General features: G+C 59.9%; 15 protein-coding genes. 11 read left to right on the forward strand and 4 right to left on the reverse strand.

Going from position 1 to position 17,120, the window contains the following annotated elements:
• The coding region (gene purM, locus WCG50_RS05050) for a phosphoribosylformylglycinamidine cyclo-ligase (RefSeq protein ID WP_336898484.1) at positions 1-865 on the reverse strand (865 nt) is incomplete at its 3' end.
• Between the two features lie 93 nt (positions 866-958).
• On the opposite strand from purM, the gene WCG50_RS05055 reads away from it, so the two are divergent.
• The 6 genes from WCG50_RS05055 to WCG50_RS05080 all read left to right on the forward strand — a co-directional run bounded on the left by WCG50_RS05055 (position 959) and on the right by WCG50_RS05080 (position 7,507).
• Positions 959-2,041, forward strand: coding sequence for an AI-2E family transporter (locus tag WCG50_RS05055; RefSeq protein WP_336898485.1), 1,083 nt, complete (start codon positions 959-961; stop codon positions 2,039-2,041).
• Between the two features lie 9 nt (positions 2,042-2,050).
• Positions 2,051-2,737, forward strand: coding sequence for a DnaA regulatory inactivator Hda (gene hda / locus WCG50_RS05060; RefSeq protein ID WP_336898486.1), 687 nt, complete (start codon positions 2,051-2,053; stop codon positions 2,735-2,737).
• A gap of 4 nt (positions 2,738-2,741) precedes the next feature.
• Positions 2,742-3,416: an HAD family hydrolase gene (locus WCG50_RS05065; RefSeq protein ID WP_336898487.1), complete on the forward strand. Its 675-nt coding sequence runs from the start codon at positions 2,742-2,744 to the stop codon at positions 3,414-3,416.
• A gap of 63 nt (positions 3,417-3,479) precedes the next feature.
• Positions 3,480-5,087 (forward strand): polynucleotide adenylyltransferase PcnB, encoded by a 1,608-nt coding sequence (gene pcnB / locus WCG50_RS05070; RefSeq protein WP_336898488.1) that lies wholly within the window; start codon positions 3,480-3,482, stop codon positions 5,085-5,087.
• 2 nt (positions 5,088-5,089) lie between these two features.
• The gene (gene folK / locus WCG50_RS05075; RefSeq protein WP_336898489.1) at positions 5,090-5,578 is read left to right on the forward strand and encodes a 2-amino-4-hydroxy-6-hydroxymethyldihydropteridine diphosphokinase; all 489 of its coding nucleotides are present in this window, start codon (positions 5,090-5,092) and stop codon (positions 5,576-5,578) included.
• 93 nt (positions 5,579-5,671) lie between these two features.
• Positions 5,672-7,507 carry a methyl-accepting chemotaxis protein gene (locus WCG50_RS05080; RefSeq protein WP_336898490.1) on the forward strand — a complete coding sequence of 612 codons (1,836 nt, stop codon included), beginning with the start codon at positions 5,672-5,674 and terminating at the stop codon, positions 7,505-7,507.
• On the opposite strand, the gene WCG50_RS05085 is transcribed toward WCG50_RS05080, so the two are convergent.
• From WCG50_RS05085 to WCG50_RS05095, 3 genes are all read right to left on the reverse strand, one after another.
• Positions 7,504-7,959, reverse strand: coding sequence for a RidA family protein (locus tag WCG50_RS05085; RefSeq protein WP_336898491.1), 456 nt, complete (start codon positions 7,957-7,959; stop codon positions 7,504-7,506). The two genes, WCG50_RS05080 and WCG50_RS05085, sit on opposite strands and share 4 nt — an antisense overlap.
• Positions 7,960-8,031: 72 nt before the next feature.
• The gene (locus tag WCG50_RS05090) at positions 8,032-9,054 is read right to left on the reverse strand and encodes a transglutaminase family protein (RefSeq protein WP_336898492.1); all 1,023 of its coding nucleotides are present in this window, start codon (positions 9,052-9,054) and stop codon (positions 8,032-8,034) included.
• Complete coding sequence (locus tag WCG50_RS05095; RefSeq protein ID WP_336898518.1) at positions 9,054-11,675, reverse strand: circularly permuted type 2 ATP-grasp protein; 2,622 nt, start codon at positions 11,673-11,675, stop codon at positions 9,054-9,056. The genes WCG50_RS05090 and WCG50_RS05095 overlap by 1 nt, the downstream gene beginning before the upstream one ends.
• A gap of 145 nt (positions 11,676-11,820) precedes the next feature.
• Here WCG50_RS05095 and WCG50_RS05100 point away from each other — a divergent pair, with 145 nt between their 5' ends.
• Genes WCG50_RS05100 through WCG50_RS05120 form a run of 5 tightly spaced genes read left to right on the forward strand, consistent with a single transcriptional unit; the run spans position 11,821 to position 17,044 of the window.
• Positions 11,821-12,318, forward strand: coding sequence for a hypothetical protein (locus WCG50_RS05100; RefSeq protein WP_336898493.1), 498 nt, complete (start codon positions 11,821-11,823; stop codon positions 12,316-12,318).
• 2 nt (positions 12,319-12,320) lie between these two features.
• Positions 12,321-12,887: an OmpA family protein gene (locus WCG50_RS05105; RefSeq protein ID WP_336898494.1), complete on the forward strand. Its 567-nt coding sequence runs from the start codon at positions 12,321-12,323 to the stop codon at positions 12,885-12,887.
• Positions 12,888-12,890: 3 nt separating this feature from the next.
• Positions 12,891-14,552 (forward strand): CHASE2 domain-containing protein, encoded by a 1,662-nt coding sequence (locus WCG50_RS05110; RefSeq protein WP_336898495.1) that lies wholly within the window; start codon positions 12,891-12,893, stop codon positions 14,550-14,552.
• A 12-nt stretch (positions 14,553-14,564) separates the two neighbouring features.
• Positions 14,565-16,532 (forward strand): caspase family protein, encoded by a 1,968-nt coding sequence (locus WCG50_RS05115; protein ID WP_336898496.1) that lies wholly within the window; start codon positions 14,565-14,567, stop codon positions 16,530-16,532.
• Between the two features lie 8 nt (positions 16,533-16,540).
• Positions 16,541-17,044, forward strand: a complete 504-nt coding sequence (locus WCG50_RS05120; protein ID WP_336898497.1) for a hypothetical protein — start codon at positions 16,541-16,543, stop codon at positions 17,042-17,044.
• Positions 17,045-17,120 lie beyond the last annotated feature (76 nt).

The raw sequence follows: 17,120 nt of genomic DNA on the forward strand, positions 1-17,120 counted from the left end.
GCTCGGTTTGGGGCCAGCTGCCTTTGGTCAGGTGGGCGGCCATGCCTTCAGGCAGCACGCGGGGAATATTTTCCAGCAAGCCGCCACCGGTGATGTGGGCCAGCGCCTTGATGCCGGTGGAGGTGGCCGCATCGTTGGGGAAGGCGGCGAGCGCAGCCAGCACGTTTTTAACGTACAGGCGGGTTGGCGCCATGATGGCTTGCTTGAAGGGTTGGCCATCAAGCGTGGCAGGCAACTGCTCACCCGCGCGCTCAATGCATTTGCGCACCAGGCTAAAACCATTGGAGTGCACGCCGCTGGAGGCCAGGCCCAGCACCACATCGCCGGGTTTGACATCGGCACCAGCCAGGATTTTTGATTTTTCGACCGCGCCCACGGCAAATCCGGCCAAATCGTATTCGCCAGCGGGGTACATGCCGGGCATTTCGGCGGTTTCGCCGCCAATCAGCGCGCAGCCAGACAACTCGCAACCGCGGGCAATGCCGCCCACCACCGCTGCGGCGGTGTCCACATCGAGTTTGCCGCAGGCAAAATAGTCGAGGAAAAACAGTGGTTCTGCGCCTTGCACAAGCACATCGTTGACGCTCATGGCGACCAGATCAATGCCGACGGTGTCATGCATTTGCCACTCAAAAGCGAGTTTGAGTTTGGTGCCCACACCATCGGTGCCGCTGACCAGCACCGGTTCTTTGTAGCGCTTGGGCACTTCAAACAGGGCGCCGAAACCGCCGATGCCCGCCAGCACCCCTTCGCGCATGGTTTTCTTGGCCAAGGGCTTGATGCGTTCAACCAGCGCGTCACCCGCGTCAATGTCGACACCGGCGTCTTTGTACGAAAGGGGAGAGGAATGCTGAGGTGTTGTCATTTAAAGTGCTTGAATAAAGGCGGCAGGGCGAAGGGCTCGGCTGAGCCCGATAGAATTTGCCTTGATTTTAAGGGTTAGTCCTCCACCATCCACATGCAATTCAATTCAACTCAAAAAAGAGCCTTGGCCTGGTGCCTGATTGCGGCCTTCACGGCTGTGGTCATTTGGTTGCTCGCGCCGGTGCTGACCCCCTTCGTGGTGGCCGCCGTACTGGCCTACGCACTGACACCGGTGGTGGACTGGCTCGACGACCTCGGGCGCGGGCGCATTCCCCGGCTCCTGGCCGTGATCGTGGTGGAGTTGCTGTTCATCCTCGTGGTGCTAAGTGTGGTCTTGCTGATTGTGCCGATTCTGGTCAAAGAGTTGCCTTTGATGAGCGAGCAGGTGCCGGTGCTGATGGAGGGACTGAATACGTCGCTGAAACCCTTTTTGGCCCAATTTGGGATCAAGTTTTCACTCGATGTGGGCAGTCTCAAGGCCTTTGCCCTGAAATACCTCAGTACCAATTTTGAAGAGGCTTTGGGCTCGGTCATGACATCGCTCAAGCTCGGGGGCAGCGTCGCTTTTGCCATCTTTGGCAATGCGGTGATGATCCCCGTGGTACTGTTTTATTTGTTGATGGACTGGCGACGTTTTGTGGCGCAGGCCCTTGAGTTTGTGCCACCCCGTGGCCGCGCCACTTATGACAGCTTCAGCAGTGAGGCTGACGCGGTGCTGGGTCAGTACCTGCGCGGCCAATTGCTGGTGATGGGCGTGCTGGCGATTTTTTACAGCGCCGGACTGGCTTTGTTCGGACTTGATCTGGCTTTGCCGATTGGCATTTTTACCGGGCTCGCCGTGTTTGTGCCTTACGTGGGGTTTGGTCTGGGTTTGATTCTTGCCACGCTGGCGGGCTTGCTGGAGTTTGCGGCCACGGGTGGGCCATCCAAGGCGCTGATGATGGTGGCCGTGGTGTATGGCTCGGGTCAGTTTTTTGAGAGTTTCTTGTTGACACCGCGTCTGGTGGGGGAGCGCATTGGCCTGCATCCGCTGGCGGTGATCTTTGCCTTGCTGGCTTTCGGACAATTACTCGGTTTTGTGGGCGTGTTGATCGCCTTGCCCGCGAGTGCTGTGCTGCTGGTCGCCATGCGTCGGGCTCGCACCCGTTATTTGTCCAGCAAACTTTACCAAGGTTAAATGAAGCGAATGAAGCAAATTGCCCTGGATATTGGTCTCGCGACCGGGCCGACCCTGGAGAGTTTTTTTGCCGGCCCCAACGAGGCTGCCCTACGGCACCTGGAACTTTGGGTCGGCAACAAGTCTTCGGCGGCGCTGCGCTCACCGGTGCCGATCTACCTGTGGGGCAACAATGGCAGTGGCAAAACCCATCTGCTCAAGGCGGTGGAAGCCGCTTTGAAAGAGCAGGGCGCTGACATCGGTTGGCTCGATGCCTCGGTGATGGACCCCCCTGAATTCGATGAGCGCTGGGCTGCCGTGTTGTTGGATGAAGTTCATCTCTACACGGCGGTGCAGCAGCATGCGGCCTTCAATTGGTTTGTCAATGCACAAACCCGGCCTATTGGGGTGCTCGCGGCGGGCGCCTTGCCACCGGCTGACCTGAAGTTGCGCGACGACCTGCGAACCCGCTTGGGCTGGGGTCATATATTTCAGCTGCAGGTGCTTAGCGAGCCCGAACGGCGCGCTGTGTTGCGTCAGGCAGCGGATGCGCGGGGGGTATTTTTGGGCGATGAGGTGATGGACTTCATGCTGACGCGCTTCAGTCGCGACCTCGGCAGCCTGATGGAACTCCTTGACCTGCTCGACGGCTATGCCTTGCAAACCAAGCGGGGCATCACCATTCCCCTGATTAAATCCATGATGGAAAACTCTTAAACGCATGAAACTGGCACTCTTTGACCTTGATCACACGCTGATCCCGATTGACTCTGACCACTCCTGGGGCGTCTATACCACCCACATCGGCTGGACTGATCCTGTAGATTTCACCCAGCGGAACGACCAGTTTTATGCCCAGTACCAGGCCGGAACGCTTGATATTCATGACTACGTGCGCTTTTCCACGGCTGCCGTGCGGCACCAAGGTGCTATAAATTCAGAAGCAGCCCACGCAGACTTCATGAGGGCTATCGTCCAACCCGCCTTAAAACCGCAGGCGCAGGCCTTGGTCGCCCAGCACCAGCAGGCTGGCGATGCAGTGATCATCGTCACGGCGACCAACGAATTCGTGACGCGTCCCATTGCCCATGCTTTTGGTGTCGCAGAATTGATTGCGGTGGAGTTGGAACGCGACACCGCACCGGGCGGCACGGGCTGGATCACCGGTGAAATCAAGGGCGTGCCGTCCTTTCGGGAAGGCAAGATCACCCGGGTCACGCAATGGCTGGCCGCGCGGCAACTCGTTTGGGCCGATGTGGAGAGCACTTTCTACACCGATTCCATCAATGATTTGAGTCTGATGGAACAAGTGACCCATCCCATCGCCACCAACCCCGACGACCGCCTGCGTGCCATTGCCGTTGAGCGTGGATGGCGCATACTCGACCTCTTTTAAACGTCTCACACAATGTGGGGTTACTGTCTCGAAAAGTGCGTATTTTTCAGATTTTTGGAATAAATGATTAAAAAATTCATCGACAAGCTGTTGGGCAAAGCCCCCTCGGCTGCAAAAAGCAAAAAGCTTCAATTTGGCAAGCGCGAAGAGGTCAGCGTTGCGGCGCATGGCATTGACGTGGCGCTGGTGGATGACCGGGCGCTCAATGTGGTGCGCACCCTCAAGCACGCCGGCTTTGAAGCCTATATCGTGGGGGGTGCCGTGCGTGACCTGATGGTTGGCCTGCGTCCGAAAGACTTTGACGTGGCCACCAACGCCACGCCCGAGCAGGTCAAAAGCCTGTTCCGGCGCGCCTTCATCATCGGGCGTCGTTTTCGCATCGTGCATGTGGTGTTTGGCCGTGGTCGTGAAAATGATGTGATCGAAGTCTCCACCTTTCGCGCCTACATGGACAACGCGGCCGCAGAGCAGGTCGCTGGCAACGAGAAAACCAGCCGCAACGAGTTGGCCAACATGAAGCACGCGGTGGATTCCACCGGCCGGGTGTTGCGCGACAACGTCTGGGGCCCGCAGGAAGAAGACGCGGTGCGCCGCGACTTCACCATCAACGCCATGTACTACGACCCTGAAACGCAGATTGTGGTGGACTACCACAACGGCATCAAGGACTCTAAAAAGCGCGTCATCCGCATGATTGGCGACCCCGCGACCCGCTACCGCGAAGACCCGGTGCGCATCATCCGTGCCGTGCGTTTTGCGGCCAAACTGAGCGGATTGGGTTTCCAGTTGGAACCCAAAACAGCCGCACCTTTGATCAAGTCCCAAGAGTTGCTGGCCGATGTGCCGCAAAGCCGCTTGTTCGACGAAATGCTCAAGTTGCTTCAAACCGGCCATGCGCTGTCGTCCATTGAGCAGCTCAAGTCGCTCGGCATGGCGCGAGGTATTTATCCACTGCTGGACGTGATCGTTGAGCGAGCCGAGTCGGTTTTTGTTAAAGCTGCTTTGATCGACACCGACCGTCGGGTGGGCGAAGGCAAACCGGTGGTGGCCAGTTTCCTGCTGGCGTGCGCCTTGTGGGCAGATGTGCGTGATGGCTGGGCGCAGCGCATTAACCAGCGTCAGTCACCCCATCCTGCTTTGCAGGACGCGATTGAAGACGTCTTTAATGCCCGCATTGGGGATGTGTCGGGTCGCGGCAAGTTGGCCGGTGACATGCGTGAAATCTGGATGCTTCAGCCGCGTTTCGAGAAGCGTGTGGGCAGTGCGCCGTTTGGTCTGGTTGATCAAGCCCGGTTCCGGGCGGCGTTCGACTTCATGCGTTTGCGCGCTGATGCGGGCGAAATTGACATCGTGCTGGCCGATTGGTGGCAAGAGTTCAGCCTGGCCAGCGACGATATGCGCCAGGACATGGTTGATCAGGTGCGCGAAGAGCAGCAGCAAAAGCAACGTGCGCCACGGGTTCACAAAATGCCAGTGGCAAAAGTCGCACCTGATGCGACGCGCGATGCCGCTTCATCACATGATGCAGACAACCGCAGCGTCGGCTCTGAGTCAGACGGCACAGAAGCCTACCCGGCTGAGGGTTCGGATGCCCCTAAAAAACGCCGTCGCCGCAGGCGCACCAGCGGTCCCAAAGACGGTGGCGAGCAGGCCTCAGACCCTGGCGTTTAAGTTTGAGCTTGCATCGGCCTGGTCGCCTGCCCGTTACGGCCTACATTGCGCTCGGCGCCAATTTGGGTGACCCGCAAGCCGCGTTGCTTCAATCCATCGACGATTTGGCGCAGACGCCCGACATCACCCTGGTTTGCCGATCCAGTCTGTACCTAACCGCCCCCATTGAGTCGAGTGGCCCTGATTACGTCAATGCCGTGGTCGAAATATCCACCGTGTTGACGGCGCCTGATTTGTGGGCTGCGATGCAGCGTATTGAATCAAAAGCCGGGCGCGACAGACCTTATCCGAATGCACCCCGAACACTGGACCTGGATTTGCTGCTTTACGGGACAGCGTCGATCCAAAGTGCCGCCTTGGTAGTGCCGCATCCGCGTATGGGAGAGCGGGCCTTCGTGCTGGTTCCTCTGGCGGAGATTGCGCCTCTTTCAAGCAATGAAGCCATGTTGGCAGCAGTGTCCAACCAAGTCCTCACACGTTTGCCTATTTGAAAATCAGGGAAAACCCTAGTTCCCAAAAATGTAACGGCGTTCTGCGAGCCTCTCTATTAGCATAAACTGAAAAAGTTACCAATAGGAAATGTCATGAATCTGAAAAATCTTCGAGTTGCCACTAAATTGTGGCTCGGTGTACTCTTAATTGTTGTTTCGCTGGTTTTGATGATTGGCACTTCGGCTTTCAGGCTGTCGGCCTTGCAGTCGCAATCAGACGATAAACTGGGTGCGCTCAACCTGCGAAGCAAGGCGGTCAGTACCTGGGCTGGCTTGACCGAATCCAACTCAATTCGCACCCTGGCGTTGATCTCGGCCTACGACGCCACCATTGAAGCGACGCTCAAGACCGATATTGCCGCCACTTCGGCCAAGATTTCTACGGCGCAAAAAAACATTGAGGCCATGCCCTTGGGCGAGATCGAATTAGCCCAGATGAAAAAGATCGCCGGTGCCCGTGGCGGCATGGCTGATTTGCGCGCTAAAGCCGTCAAGCTGAAAGCGGATGGCAACAGCGAAGAAGCCATGCGGACGGTGAAGGAGGAGTATCTTCCGGTCGTGGCGGTTTATCTTGGCACACTGCGTGAGATGGTCGAGATGGAAGAAAAGATCATGGCTGCCTTTTTGCAAGACACAGCTCAATCCCGTTCAACCATCGTCACCAGTCTTGCGGTGTTTTTTGTACTGCTCTTTGTGGGTATTCTGGTCGGAGCGGTCTGGCTTATTCGTTCAATCCGGCAGCCGCTGGACCAAGCTAATGCTTTGGCTGCGCGCATCGCCAAAGGTGACTTGAGCGCCGTCATCAAGGTGGATCGGCAAGATGAATTCGGTGAACTACTGCGCTCACTCGCGGCCATGAACGAGTCACTGGGCCGCATGGTGCACCAGGTGCGCCAGAGTACCGACAGCATTGCCACCGCCAGCTCGGAAATTGCCCAGGGCAACAACGACCTGGCCCAGCGTACCGAGCTCACCTCCAGCAACTTGCAGTCCACAGCCTCCAGCATGGCGCAACTGACCACCAATGTGCAAAACAGCGCCGACAACGCACGGCAGGCCAGTTCTTTGGCGGCCGATGCCTCTACGGTGGCTGAAAAAGGCGGAGCCGTTGTCAAGCAGGTCGTCTTCACGATGGAAGAGATCAACGCCAGCAGCAAGAAAATTTCCGACATCATTGGCGTGATCGATGGCATTGCCTTTCAAACCAACATTCTGGCGCTCAATGCCGCGGTAGAAGCCGCGCGCGCTGGTGAGCAGGGCCGCGGGTTTGCCGTGGTGGCGAGCGAAGTTCGCAGTCTGGCGCAACGCAGCGCCGAGGCGGCCAAAGAAATCAAGATGTTGATTGGCACCTCGGTCGAAAAAGTAGCCTCGGGGACCAAACTGGTGTCCGATGCCGGCGTCACCATGAGCGACATCGTGTCGTCCGTGCGCAAGGTAGCCGATGTGATTGGCGAGATTACCGCCGCCTCTGCAGAGCAAAGTTCTGGCATAGCTCATGTCAACCAGGCGATTGGCACGCTCGACCAGATGACCCAGCAAAATGCTGCTCTGGTCGAAGAGAGTGCCGCCGCCGCCGAGAGTCTGCGAGACCAGGCCAATCAAATGGCGCAGGCCGTTGCCGTCTTCAAACTCAGCGATTCAGCCCAGCAGGTCTTGTCGCGACCGATGCGCGACATCACGCCCCGTGCCAGTAACTTGACTTACAGCCGACCCCAAGCCTTGGCAAAGCCCCGGGCAGTGCCCGCGTTGGGCAATACCCGGCCTGCAATCAGCCCCGCCCGCAAGCCACTGGCGTTGTCTGCCTCACGGCCACCGAGTGCCGTCAAGAAACCACTGGCCATGGCCGCGCCCCTGAAAAAACCAGCCTCAGTCAGTGCCGCCCCCGTAGTGAGCAAGGCCGCTGCGGCCGATGATTGGGAAACGTTTTAAGCCAGTTCAGCGATCAGCTCAATTTCAACGCAGGCGCCCATGGGTATCTGCGCCACGCCAAAGGCACTGCGCGCATGAGCGCCTGCGGTGCCAAAAACTTCGCCCAGCAGTTCGCTTGCACCATTCGTCACCAGATGTTGCTCGGTGAAGTCGCCGGTGGAGTTGACCAGCGACATCAGTTTGACAATGCGTTTGATGCGGTTCAGGTCTCCCACGGCGGCGTGCAAGGTGCCCATCAGGTCAATGGCAATGGCGCGGGCTGCGGCTTTGCCTTCAGCAGTTTCCATGTTTTTGCCGAGCTGCCCAACCCAGGGTTTGCCATCTTTTTTGGCGATGTGGCCACTCAGAAAAACCAGATTGCCGGTTTGCACGAAGGGCACATAAGCCGCCGCTGGAATGGCCACGGGTGGCAGGGTGATGTTGAGTTCTGTGAGTTTGGCGTAAATGCTCATGCGGATTCCTTGGTGGATGGTTTATGAATGAAATAGGCTTCTAGCCCCCGTTTCGCTTGCGTGAGTAGCTATTTAATTAATAGTGCCCAATGGCAGCAACGGGCTCAGGCTTTGAGATTGACTCTGACTCTGGCTCTGGCTTTGTGAGGAGTTTTGATGTCCCATTCTCGGGCGTCCACCGGGTGGGCCGGCGGGTCCGTCACCGGGTGCGGGCTCGACGGTGACGCCCACCGTCAGCGTGTGGCTGGCGCCGCCATGAATCACACCCCGGATCGGTGAGACGTCCGAGAAGTCGCGCCCGGTGGCCAGCGTCACATAGTCTTCGCCGGGCGAGTGCCAGCCGGCGCGGTTGTTGGTCGGGTCGAAGTCGCACCAGCGCTCGCCTGGTGGCAGGTCGGGCGCATACACCGCCACCCAGGCGTGCGAGGCGTCGCTGCCTTTGAGCTTGACGGTGCCGGGTGCCGCCTGCGTCAGCAAGTAGCCGCTGACGTAGCGGGCAGCAATGCCCAGTGTGCGCAGGCACGCAATCATGATGTGCGCGAAATCCTGGCACACGCCTTTGCGCTGAGCCAGGGCGACCAGCGCAGGCGTGTTGATTTGGGTGCTCTGGCTTTCATAGTCGAAGTCGGTATGAATGCGCTGCATCAGGTCTTGCGCCACCGCCAGCACGCTCAGGCCCGGCACAAAACTGGGCCGGGCGTAGGCGGCAAACTCGGGGGCGCGGGGGCAAAAAGGCGAGGCAAACACAAACTCGGTGGCGGCATCAAATCGGCCGCCGGACTGGTAGCGAAACTGTTCCCGGGTTTGTTCCCAGTTGAAAAGGCTCCCCGGCAAGGCGCGGGCCGTGGTGGTGACCACGCTGTTCGCCACCACCTCAAGCACCGTGTGCGGTGATTGCAGCGAGAAAAAGCAGCGGGGGTTGCCGAACACATCCAGTGTTTGCGTCATTTGCGTCGGCAATGGGCTGATATTCAGCGAGTGGCTCAGCAGCTTCTGATAGCGGTTGCTGACCGGTTGCAGGTAGGCCATGTGCTGCGCGATTTCAACCGCTGGCAGATAGTCGTAACGGGTGGCGTGGGTAATTTGAAGGTACATCAGGTGCCCAGGCTTTGCTTGGTCTTGCCCGAGTGGGTGAAATAGGTGGTGCTGATTTCTTCGGAGACGTGGTAGGCGGCCGCGGTGCACTGCATCAGCAAATCGTTCAATGCATAGTAATAACCAGCTTCTGTGCCCGCCTCGCTGCCCGGTGTGGCGGGCAAGGGTTGTGCTTCGCACAATTGCTCCAGGCTCCAGGTCTTGGGGTCGGGCACCCGCAGTGACAAGGCGCTGAGTTGATCGGGCTCGCTGCCCGCCAGTTTGGCGAGTCGTCCGCGCAAGGTGTGCGTCACCCAAGCCAGTGAGCGCGGGTTGTCGCGGTCCAGCACCAGCAGGTCGATGAGCGCGGCGAGGTCGCGGCTTTGCTGAAACTGCGCGTGAAAGGTGATGGTGCTGTCAAACAGGGAAATCATGGCTTCAAAGCCACCATCCGTGTGGATCGAGCCGGTCTCCAGACCGCGTAACAAGGCCGAGGCCAGAAAGCTCAAACGTTCAATGTGGCGGCCAATGCTGAGCAGGCGCCAGCCATCGTCGCGGGTCATTCGGTCGGTTTGGGCACCGGTGATGGCGGCCATGTGGTCACTGGTGTTTTTCAACACCCGCAACGCTTCGAGTGACGAATAGTCGCCACTACGGGTGTGTTCGGCACAACGGGCAAACAGCTCTTCTTCCGCGCGCATGATGACGCGCCAGTGTTCTTGAGACAGCCGCTCGCGCACGGTGGCGCCGGTCATCTTGAGGGCGCGCAGGTAGTAGCCGACGCTAGTCGCTCCTTCGGTACTGCCCAGGTTGGAAATGAGTGAGCGCTCAAAGACGCGCCGGGCCAGTGCCGCCGAGGGCACGCTGGGCAGTACCAGTGTGTTGGCCACAGCCATTTTGCTGAGCCAGGCCAGCAGCGACAGGGACGACTGGTCTTCACCGTTCAGGCATTCAAGCGTCAGGCGCGCCAGCCGGATGGCATTCTCGGCCCGCTCGGTGTAGCGACCCAGCCAGAACAGGTTTTCAGCGGCCCGGCTGGTGACCAGGCGTTTGCGCTGGGCCAGCGTGGCGGGCGTCAGGTGCGGTTGCAATAAGGTGGTTTTGTCGACCTCGCCACGGGTCAGGGCCCAGACGTCGGCACTGCTGCCGCCGCGCTGCATCGAGGCAATTTCAGCCCCAGCACCGGCCACGCGCGCCAGCCCACCGGGCAGCACGCGCCAGGACTGCGGGCCGTCAGACACGGCAAACACCCGCAGCACCACCGAACGCGGCATCACCGCGCCCGGGGCTTGCGGGTCGTCGTCGGGGGCTGGCATTTGCCAGGTGGGCATTTGCGACAAGGGCACGTAAGTCTGCACTGTGTGTTCTTCGCTTTGCCGCAGGATGCGACCCGCCCATTCGTCCAGCGCCCGGGGCGACAGCGTATTTCCCATCACCGTCTCGAAACTGCCATGCGACGGCGAGCCGGGGTAGGTCGGTTTGATGGCGCAGTCGTGGAGTTGCGGCAAGGCTTCTTCCATGGCCGAACGCTCGCCGCACCACCAGGTGGGGGAGGCCGGCAGCTTGAGCTCTTCGCCCAGCAGGTGCTGCGACAGCGCGGGTAAAAAGCCCAGCAGGGCGGGCGACTCCAGAAAAGCCGAGCCGGGTGCATTGGCTACCAGCACATGTCCAGCCCGAATCGCCTGCAGCAAACCCGGCACGCCCAGCGTGGAATCGGGGCGCAACTCCAGCGGGTCAAGGTACTCGTCATCGACCCGTTTCAACAGGCCATGCACCGGCACCAGACCCTTGAGGGTCTTGAGGTAGAGGCGCTCGTCACGCACGATCAGGTCACTGCCTTCGACCAGCGTCAAGCCCAGGTAACGCGCCAGGTAGGCGTGTTCAAAATAGGTTTCGTTGTAAGGGCCGGGGGTGAGCAGGGCAATGTGCGAATCGGCCCCGGCCGGGCTCATCTGCTTCAGGCTCTCCATCAGGGCGCGGTAGGTGCCGGCCAGACGCTGCACCCTCATGGCCTGAAAAGCCAGCGGAAACTGGCTCGAAATGGCCAGTCGGTTTTCCAGTAAATAACCCAGGCCCGAGGGCGCCTGACAGCGTTGGCTGACCACCCACCAGTTGCCATCCGGCCCACGCGCCAAATCAAACGCGGCGATGTGCAGGTGCGTGCCGCCAACCGGCTTGACGCCGTGCAGCGGGCGCAGGTAGCCGGGATGACCGTGCACCAGCGCCGGGGGCAACAAGCCCTGAGCGAGTAATTTTTGAGGCCCATAGACATCGGACATGATTTTTTCGAGCAGTCGCATGCGCTGCTTCACGCCGGCCTCAATTTGCAGCCAGCTGTCGGGCTCAATGAGCAAGGGGAACAGGTCCAGCGACCAGGGCCGCTGAGGGCCGCCTTCGTCGGCATAGACGTTGTAAGTCACGCCGTTGTCGCGGATCTGGCGCTCCAGACTGAGGGAGCGCTGGTTCAGGTCGGTGCCGCCGGTGTCTGAAAAATTATCGAAGAACTGCCGCCAGACCGTCGTTAATTCTGGGTTTGTTGCTATGGAATGAGTAGCGTTTTCGGTGGCTTCGTCGGCTGGCGCGGTGGTGCTGCCGCGCAGTTCATCGAAATGACCCGAGGCGGCGACACAGGCCACCGCCATGGCTTGTAAATCGGGTTGTTCGGCGGTATCGCCGAAGGAAGGGGAGTTGGTTGCGTCTTTCAAGCAACCGAGTATGCCAGCGTCGTAGTCTCCTTGTGGCGCGCTATGAAGTGTTATCTTTGGCCGCAATTAAATAGGTTTGAAAATGAATAATTCAGTGCGCAAAAAACTGCTTTTAATCGGAGCTGTGGTTTTCTTTTTGGCGGGTTGCGAGTCCAACCCGGCTCAACCTGTGAGCACGGCACCGGCCCAGGCTGAATTGCAGTTTGTTGATTTGCAGGGTTTTGACCGTGATTTGGCGGTCTCTTTGTCGGCCCCCTTGCCCAAGGTTGAGGTGGCTTTTTATGACCGCATCACACCCAGCGCCATGCCCGAGCGCTTGCAACACTGGATGGCCTCGGTGGAGGCGGGCGGTGGCAGCGTGAAAGTCGTTCCCCCCAAATCGAGCGTCACGGCGAAAAGCCCCTTTCTATTAATCAGCGCTATCAGCACCTTGTGGACGGCTTCCAAAATGGTCAAGGAAGTGTCAGTGCAATCCCGCTTCAAGGCGGCTCAGTCGTTCGATGCTGAAATTATTTTGAAGACCGACGACAAGGGCGAGTCGGTGGTTGATAAAGTTGTCTTCATTCAGCGCAAGAAATAACCATGACGATCAAAACCTTCCTGTCGAGTTGCCTGCTGTGCGCGGTTTTTCCGCTGTGGGCGCAAGTGGCAGCACCCAGCACCGAGCAGATGATCGAGCAACTCAAAGCGCCCCGCACACGCAGTCTTCGCAATCTCACGGTCGAGGCGGTGGCCGCCAAATCAGCCCCTGACGCTCCGGCGGTGGGTGCCACCCCAACTCCGGTGGACGTGGCGCCCGCATCCACCGTGCGCCCGTCCTTGTCCTTGCTGATTCAGTTTGACTTCAACTCGGCCCGGGTGCGGCCTGAAAGTCAGCAAGCGCTGGCGAACCTGGCGACGGCTTTGCTGTCGGACGAACTCAAGGATGCGCGCTTCGCCGTCGAAGGCCACACCGACGCCCAGGGTCGGGTCGACTACAACCAGAAACTCAGTCAGCAACGTGCGCTTGCCGTGCGCGATGTCCTGAAAATACAGGGTGTGGCAGAAACCCGCTTGTCTGCGTCGGGCAAAGGGGCCTCAGAACTTGCCAACCCGGCCGATCCGCTGGCCGCTGAAAACCGGCGCGTGCGTATCGTCAACCTGGATTAATTGATGGCCAATCGCCCGGGCTCTGGCTGGTATGACAGGTTGACCGCCCGGCTTGGGGCGTTGCCGGCGCGCCGGGTGACCTGGAGCTTGGTGCTGCTTTTTTCCCTGTGGGTGCTGGCCGATGTTTTTGTGTTCAGGCTCACGGGCGGCTTGGCGCAGTCCAGTTTTGATGCCATGGTGCGGGCCCGTGTTTTTGTGGCGACCCCCGATCCGCGCATTGTCATCATCGACATTGACGAGGCCGCCCTGGCGCGCATGGGCAAGGAGTTTGGCCGCTGGCCCTGGCCGCGTGACACCTTGGCTACGGTGATGGCGCATATTGAGCGCCAGCAACCCGCCGCAGTGGTGTGGGATATTCTTTTTTCAGACGCCGACCGCTTGAGCCCCGGGGGCGATGCCGCCTTCAACGAAGCCGCCCAGCGCAGCCAGCACAGTCATTTTTCGGTGGTGCGTTTACCCAAAAGCAATGATGCCGCCAGCCAGATCACGCAGGCCGTTTTGCCGGGGCTGTGGGTCTCGACGGCCTTGAGCGCGCCAGGGCTTGCCTCGACCCAACCCGTCACCGTGGCCTTGATTCCTCCGGCGCTCCCTGCCGTGGCGGCCGGTCGGCTCGGTTTTAACAATGGCTATGTCGATCCCGACGGCGTGCTGCGCCGCTACCGTTATCTGGAACCGCTGGCCGACGGCAGCGCCCTGCAGTCGCTGCCATTGAGTGTGTTGGGTGCTATGAATCCAATAGCTGCTAGCGCAATATTGACGGGGGCTAGAGGGCTAAATGACTCAAAAGACGAGTTGATTTCCTGGCGCCGTCAAGCCGAGGCGTATCCGCATGTGTCGTTCGCCGATGTGTTTGCCCAGGCCGAAGGTGGCCCACCTTTGGCGGGCGTGCCTTCGCTGGCGGGCAAGGTCGTCATCATTGGGTCCACAGCCCCCAGCTTGCATGACATTCACCCGACGCCGCTCTCCCCCATGCAAGCCGGTGTGGATTCATTGGCCACGGTGCTGGACAACGCCTTGAACCAGCGCCATTTGCATGAACTCCCGCGCTGGCTTCAGGCCACGCTGGCCATTGCCTTGTGTATTGGCCTGGCGTTGTGGGTGCAGTTCTACAGCGTGGCATCGCTGGCACCGGCCCTGCTGGCCTTGCCCGCCGCGCTGCTGGGCGTGAGTTACCTGAGTCTGAATACACCCTGGCTATTTTTGGACCTGCACCTGGCCGCCGGTCTGGCCTTGCTGTTTTTGGCGGTGTTGCGGTTCTGGAGCTCACTGCGTCGAACTTATTGGTGCTCGCCGCCGCCCCCGTCCGAACAACCGCTGGCGATTTGGCCTTGGGCGCGTAACGAGCCTTGGCAGGAAGGGGCGCTCGACCGACTGATTGAGGCCGTGGAGCGCCATGCGCCGACCTGCCGCGTGGTGGTGGGCGATGCCCAAGTCTCCTGGCCTGCCTCGCTGCGCTGGCCCGAGTTGGCGCGCTTTGCCGCCGTGGTCGGCCCGCAAGAAGCTTTGCTGGCTGCGCGTGACAGCTTGACTCCCGCTTTCCTCCTTCTCGCATCGCGCCAAGGCGAGCCCGTGCTGCTGACTGCCAACCCCCATCGTGACCAGTTGGCCAACGGCGTCTTTGCCGCTTGGGCAACGCTGGTAAAAAATGATCAAACCCTGCTCTAAAAGGCTCCTTCCATGTTGTTCAAAATGAAACTCAAACCCTTGTGCCTTTTGCTGGGTGCCCTCGCCGGTGGGGGTGTCAGCACGGTCGCTCAAGCGCAGTTGGCGCCTGGAGCGACACCCGGCCAAGCCCTGACGGCAGTGCGTGCCACCGAACTGCGCGCAGACAAATTGGCGTCGGCCCCGGTGCTGCAAAGTCTGGCGGTGGGCGCTGCGCTGCGTCTGGTGAGTGTGGAGGGAGGCTGGGCGCTGGTGGAAACCACGCCTGCCAACAAAACGTCCGCCAAACTGTCGGGCTGGGTGCGCGCCAGCGCGGTGAGCTTGCCGCAAGCGGCGTCGTTGGCCTCCGGGCTGGCCAGTGGGCGTGAGTCAGCCGGCAACACCGCGCTGACCTTGGGCGTGCGCAGTCTGCCACCGCGCATCAACCGCCACGCGCTGATCATTGGCATCAGCCGCTATGCCGACCCGGCCACGCCGTCGCTGCCGGGCGCGCGCATCGACAAGGAGTCGGCCACCCAAATGGCGCAGGCCATGCAGGTGCCGCAGAGCAACATCCGGTACTTGCAGGACGACCAGGCCACCGGCAACAACATCCGCCAGGCGCTCAAGGACTTGACCGACAAGGTGGAAGACGGCGACCGGGTGTTCATCCATTACTCCGGCCACGGCACCCGCTACAACGACCCCGCTGCCGGAGGCTGCGTCGAGGCTTTGCTGGCCTACGACGGGGGCACTAGCGGCATGATCACCAACCACGAGATGGCCGACATGCTGAAAACCATCACCAACAAGACCGATAAACTCTTTGTGATGTACGACGCCTGCCACTCGGGTGGCTTGGTGGCAGCGGCCTCCAGCGTGCGAACGCGTGGTTTTTCCAACCGCAATGACGACGGCCAACTGCGGCCCAAGTTCGCCAGCATCTCCGAAGAATGCGGCCGCCCGGTCAACATCAAAACCCGTAACCTGGTGGTGGAAGCCGCGGCCAAGGGCGCGTTGCCGCAAGACATCATCCATGTCAGCGCCTCGCGTGACAACGAAATCAGTTTCGACGACGAACTCAAGGGTGGCCTGGCGACCCAGTTCATGCGTGACTGCATGCTGCGCGAGGCCAAAGACCTGGACAACTCAGGCGCCATCAGCATGGACGAGATCAAGCAATGTGCGCAAGAAAAAATCAACAAGCGCATGGCCAACGACGTGAACTACAAGCCGCACAACCTGGTGCTCAACGGCAACGCCGCATTCGTGCCCGCCTGGTTCAGTCAGGCGTCCGCCCTGGCGCCGGTCGTGGTGCCGGTTATCGTGCCGGTCACAGCCGTACCGATTCAGACCGCCACCGCAGCCACCGCCACCGCGCCTGTGGCGGTGAAACCCCCGGTCGTCGCCAGTCCGGTTGCTGGAACATTCCATACCGCCGTGCCAGTGGCAGAGCCGCCACCTGAACCGCTGACCGGTGCGCAGGCTTTGCGCCAGATGTTCGATCAGCGCGATGCCAAGCGTCGCGTGCAGGTCACGCTGAGCAAAGACAAGCTCAAAATTGGTCAGGACGTTTTGGATTTCTCGGTGCAGTCTGAGCGCGCCGGCTTTGTCTATGTGGCGCTGGCAGGCTCCGACAACCAGGCGGTATATTTATTGTTCCCCAACGAACTTGATAAAAACAACCAGGTCGAAGCGGGCCAGCAACTCCTGTTGCCGCGCCCGAATTGGCGGGTCAAGGCGGGCGGCCCGGCAGGCACCGACCACCTGCTGGTGATGGTGACCGACGCACCGCGCGACCTCAGCACATTGGCCGCCAACAAGGCAGGGCCGTTTGTGATGTCGCTCAACGATGCACAAGGCCGGGCCAAGCTGGGCGCGCTCATGACGACCTCGCAAATGGGGTCCAGCCCGGCTTGCGCCCATGCGGGCTCACGCAAGAAAAATGTTCTTTGTTCCGATGCCTATGGTGCGTCGATGATCACGGTTGAGGAAGTCAAATGAAGCTGATTATGAAAAAACTATTTGCTACTATTTTTATAGCTGCTTGCGCAATAGACACGGGATCTACAGGCCTAAATGGCATAAATTCAGAGCCGGGTGCCTTGGCTGCGGTGCCGCAGGGTTGGCTGGTGACGCCGGCGGAAGCGCTTGCGTTCAAAGGTGAGGAAGGCTACTTTGAGCCGCCGGCCTTGCGTCCGCGGGCGGTCGTGCCAATGATCGACATTCTCAAACCGGTGCCGGTGGCTGACCTGAAGGTCAAGGCGCCGTTTGCGATTGCCGTGCTGTTCAAAAGCCAGGCCGATGCCGCGATTGACCCCGCGACCTTCAAGGTGCTGTACGGCGCGTTCAAAATTGACATTACCCCCCGCATTACCAAGTTTGTCAAAGTCACGCAAGAAGGTTTTTCGCTGGAAAATGCCCAGATTCCGGTGGGCAAGCACCGTTTGACGATGCAGGTACAAGACGATAAACAGCGCGTCGCCGAGCGTGAGTTGCGGCTTGAAGTGGAGTGAGTCCTTTGAGGATTAACAACAACCAGCGGGGCGCTTGAGATGAGAATATTTTTCAGTATTTTAAGTTTGTTGTTGG

This window comes from Rhodoferax sp. (assembly GCF_037143375.1).
Lineage (GTDB): Bacteria > Pseudomonadota > Gammaproteobacteria > Burkholderiales > Burkholderiaceae_C > Rhodoferax.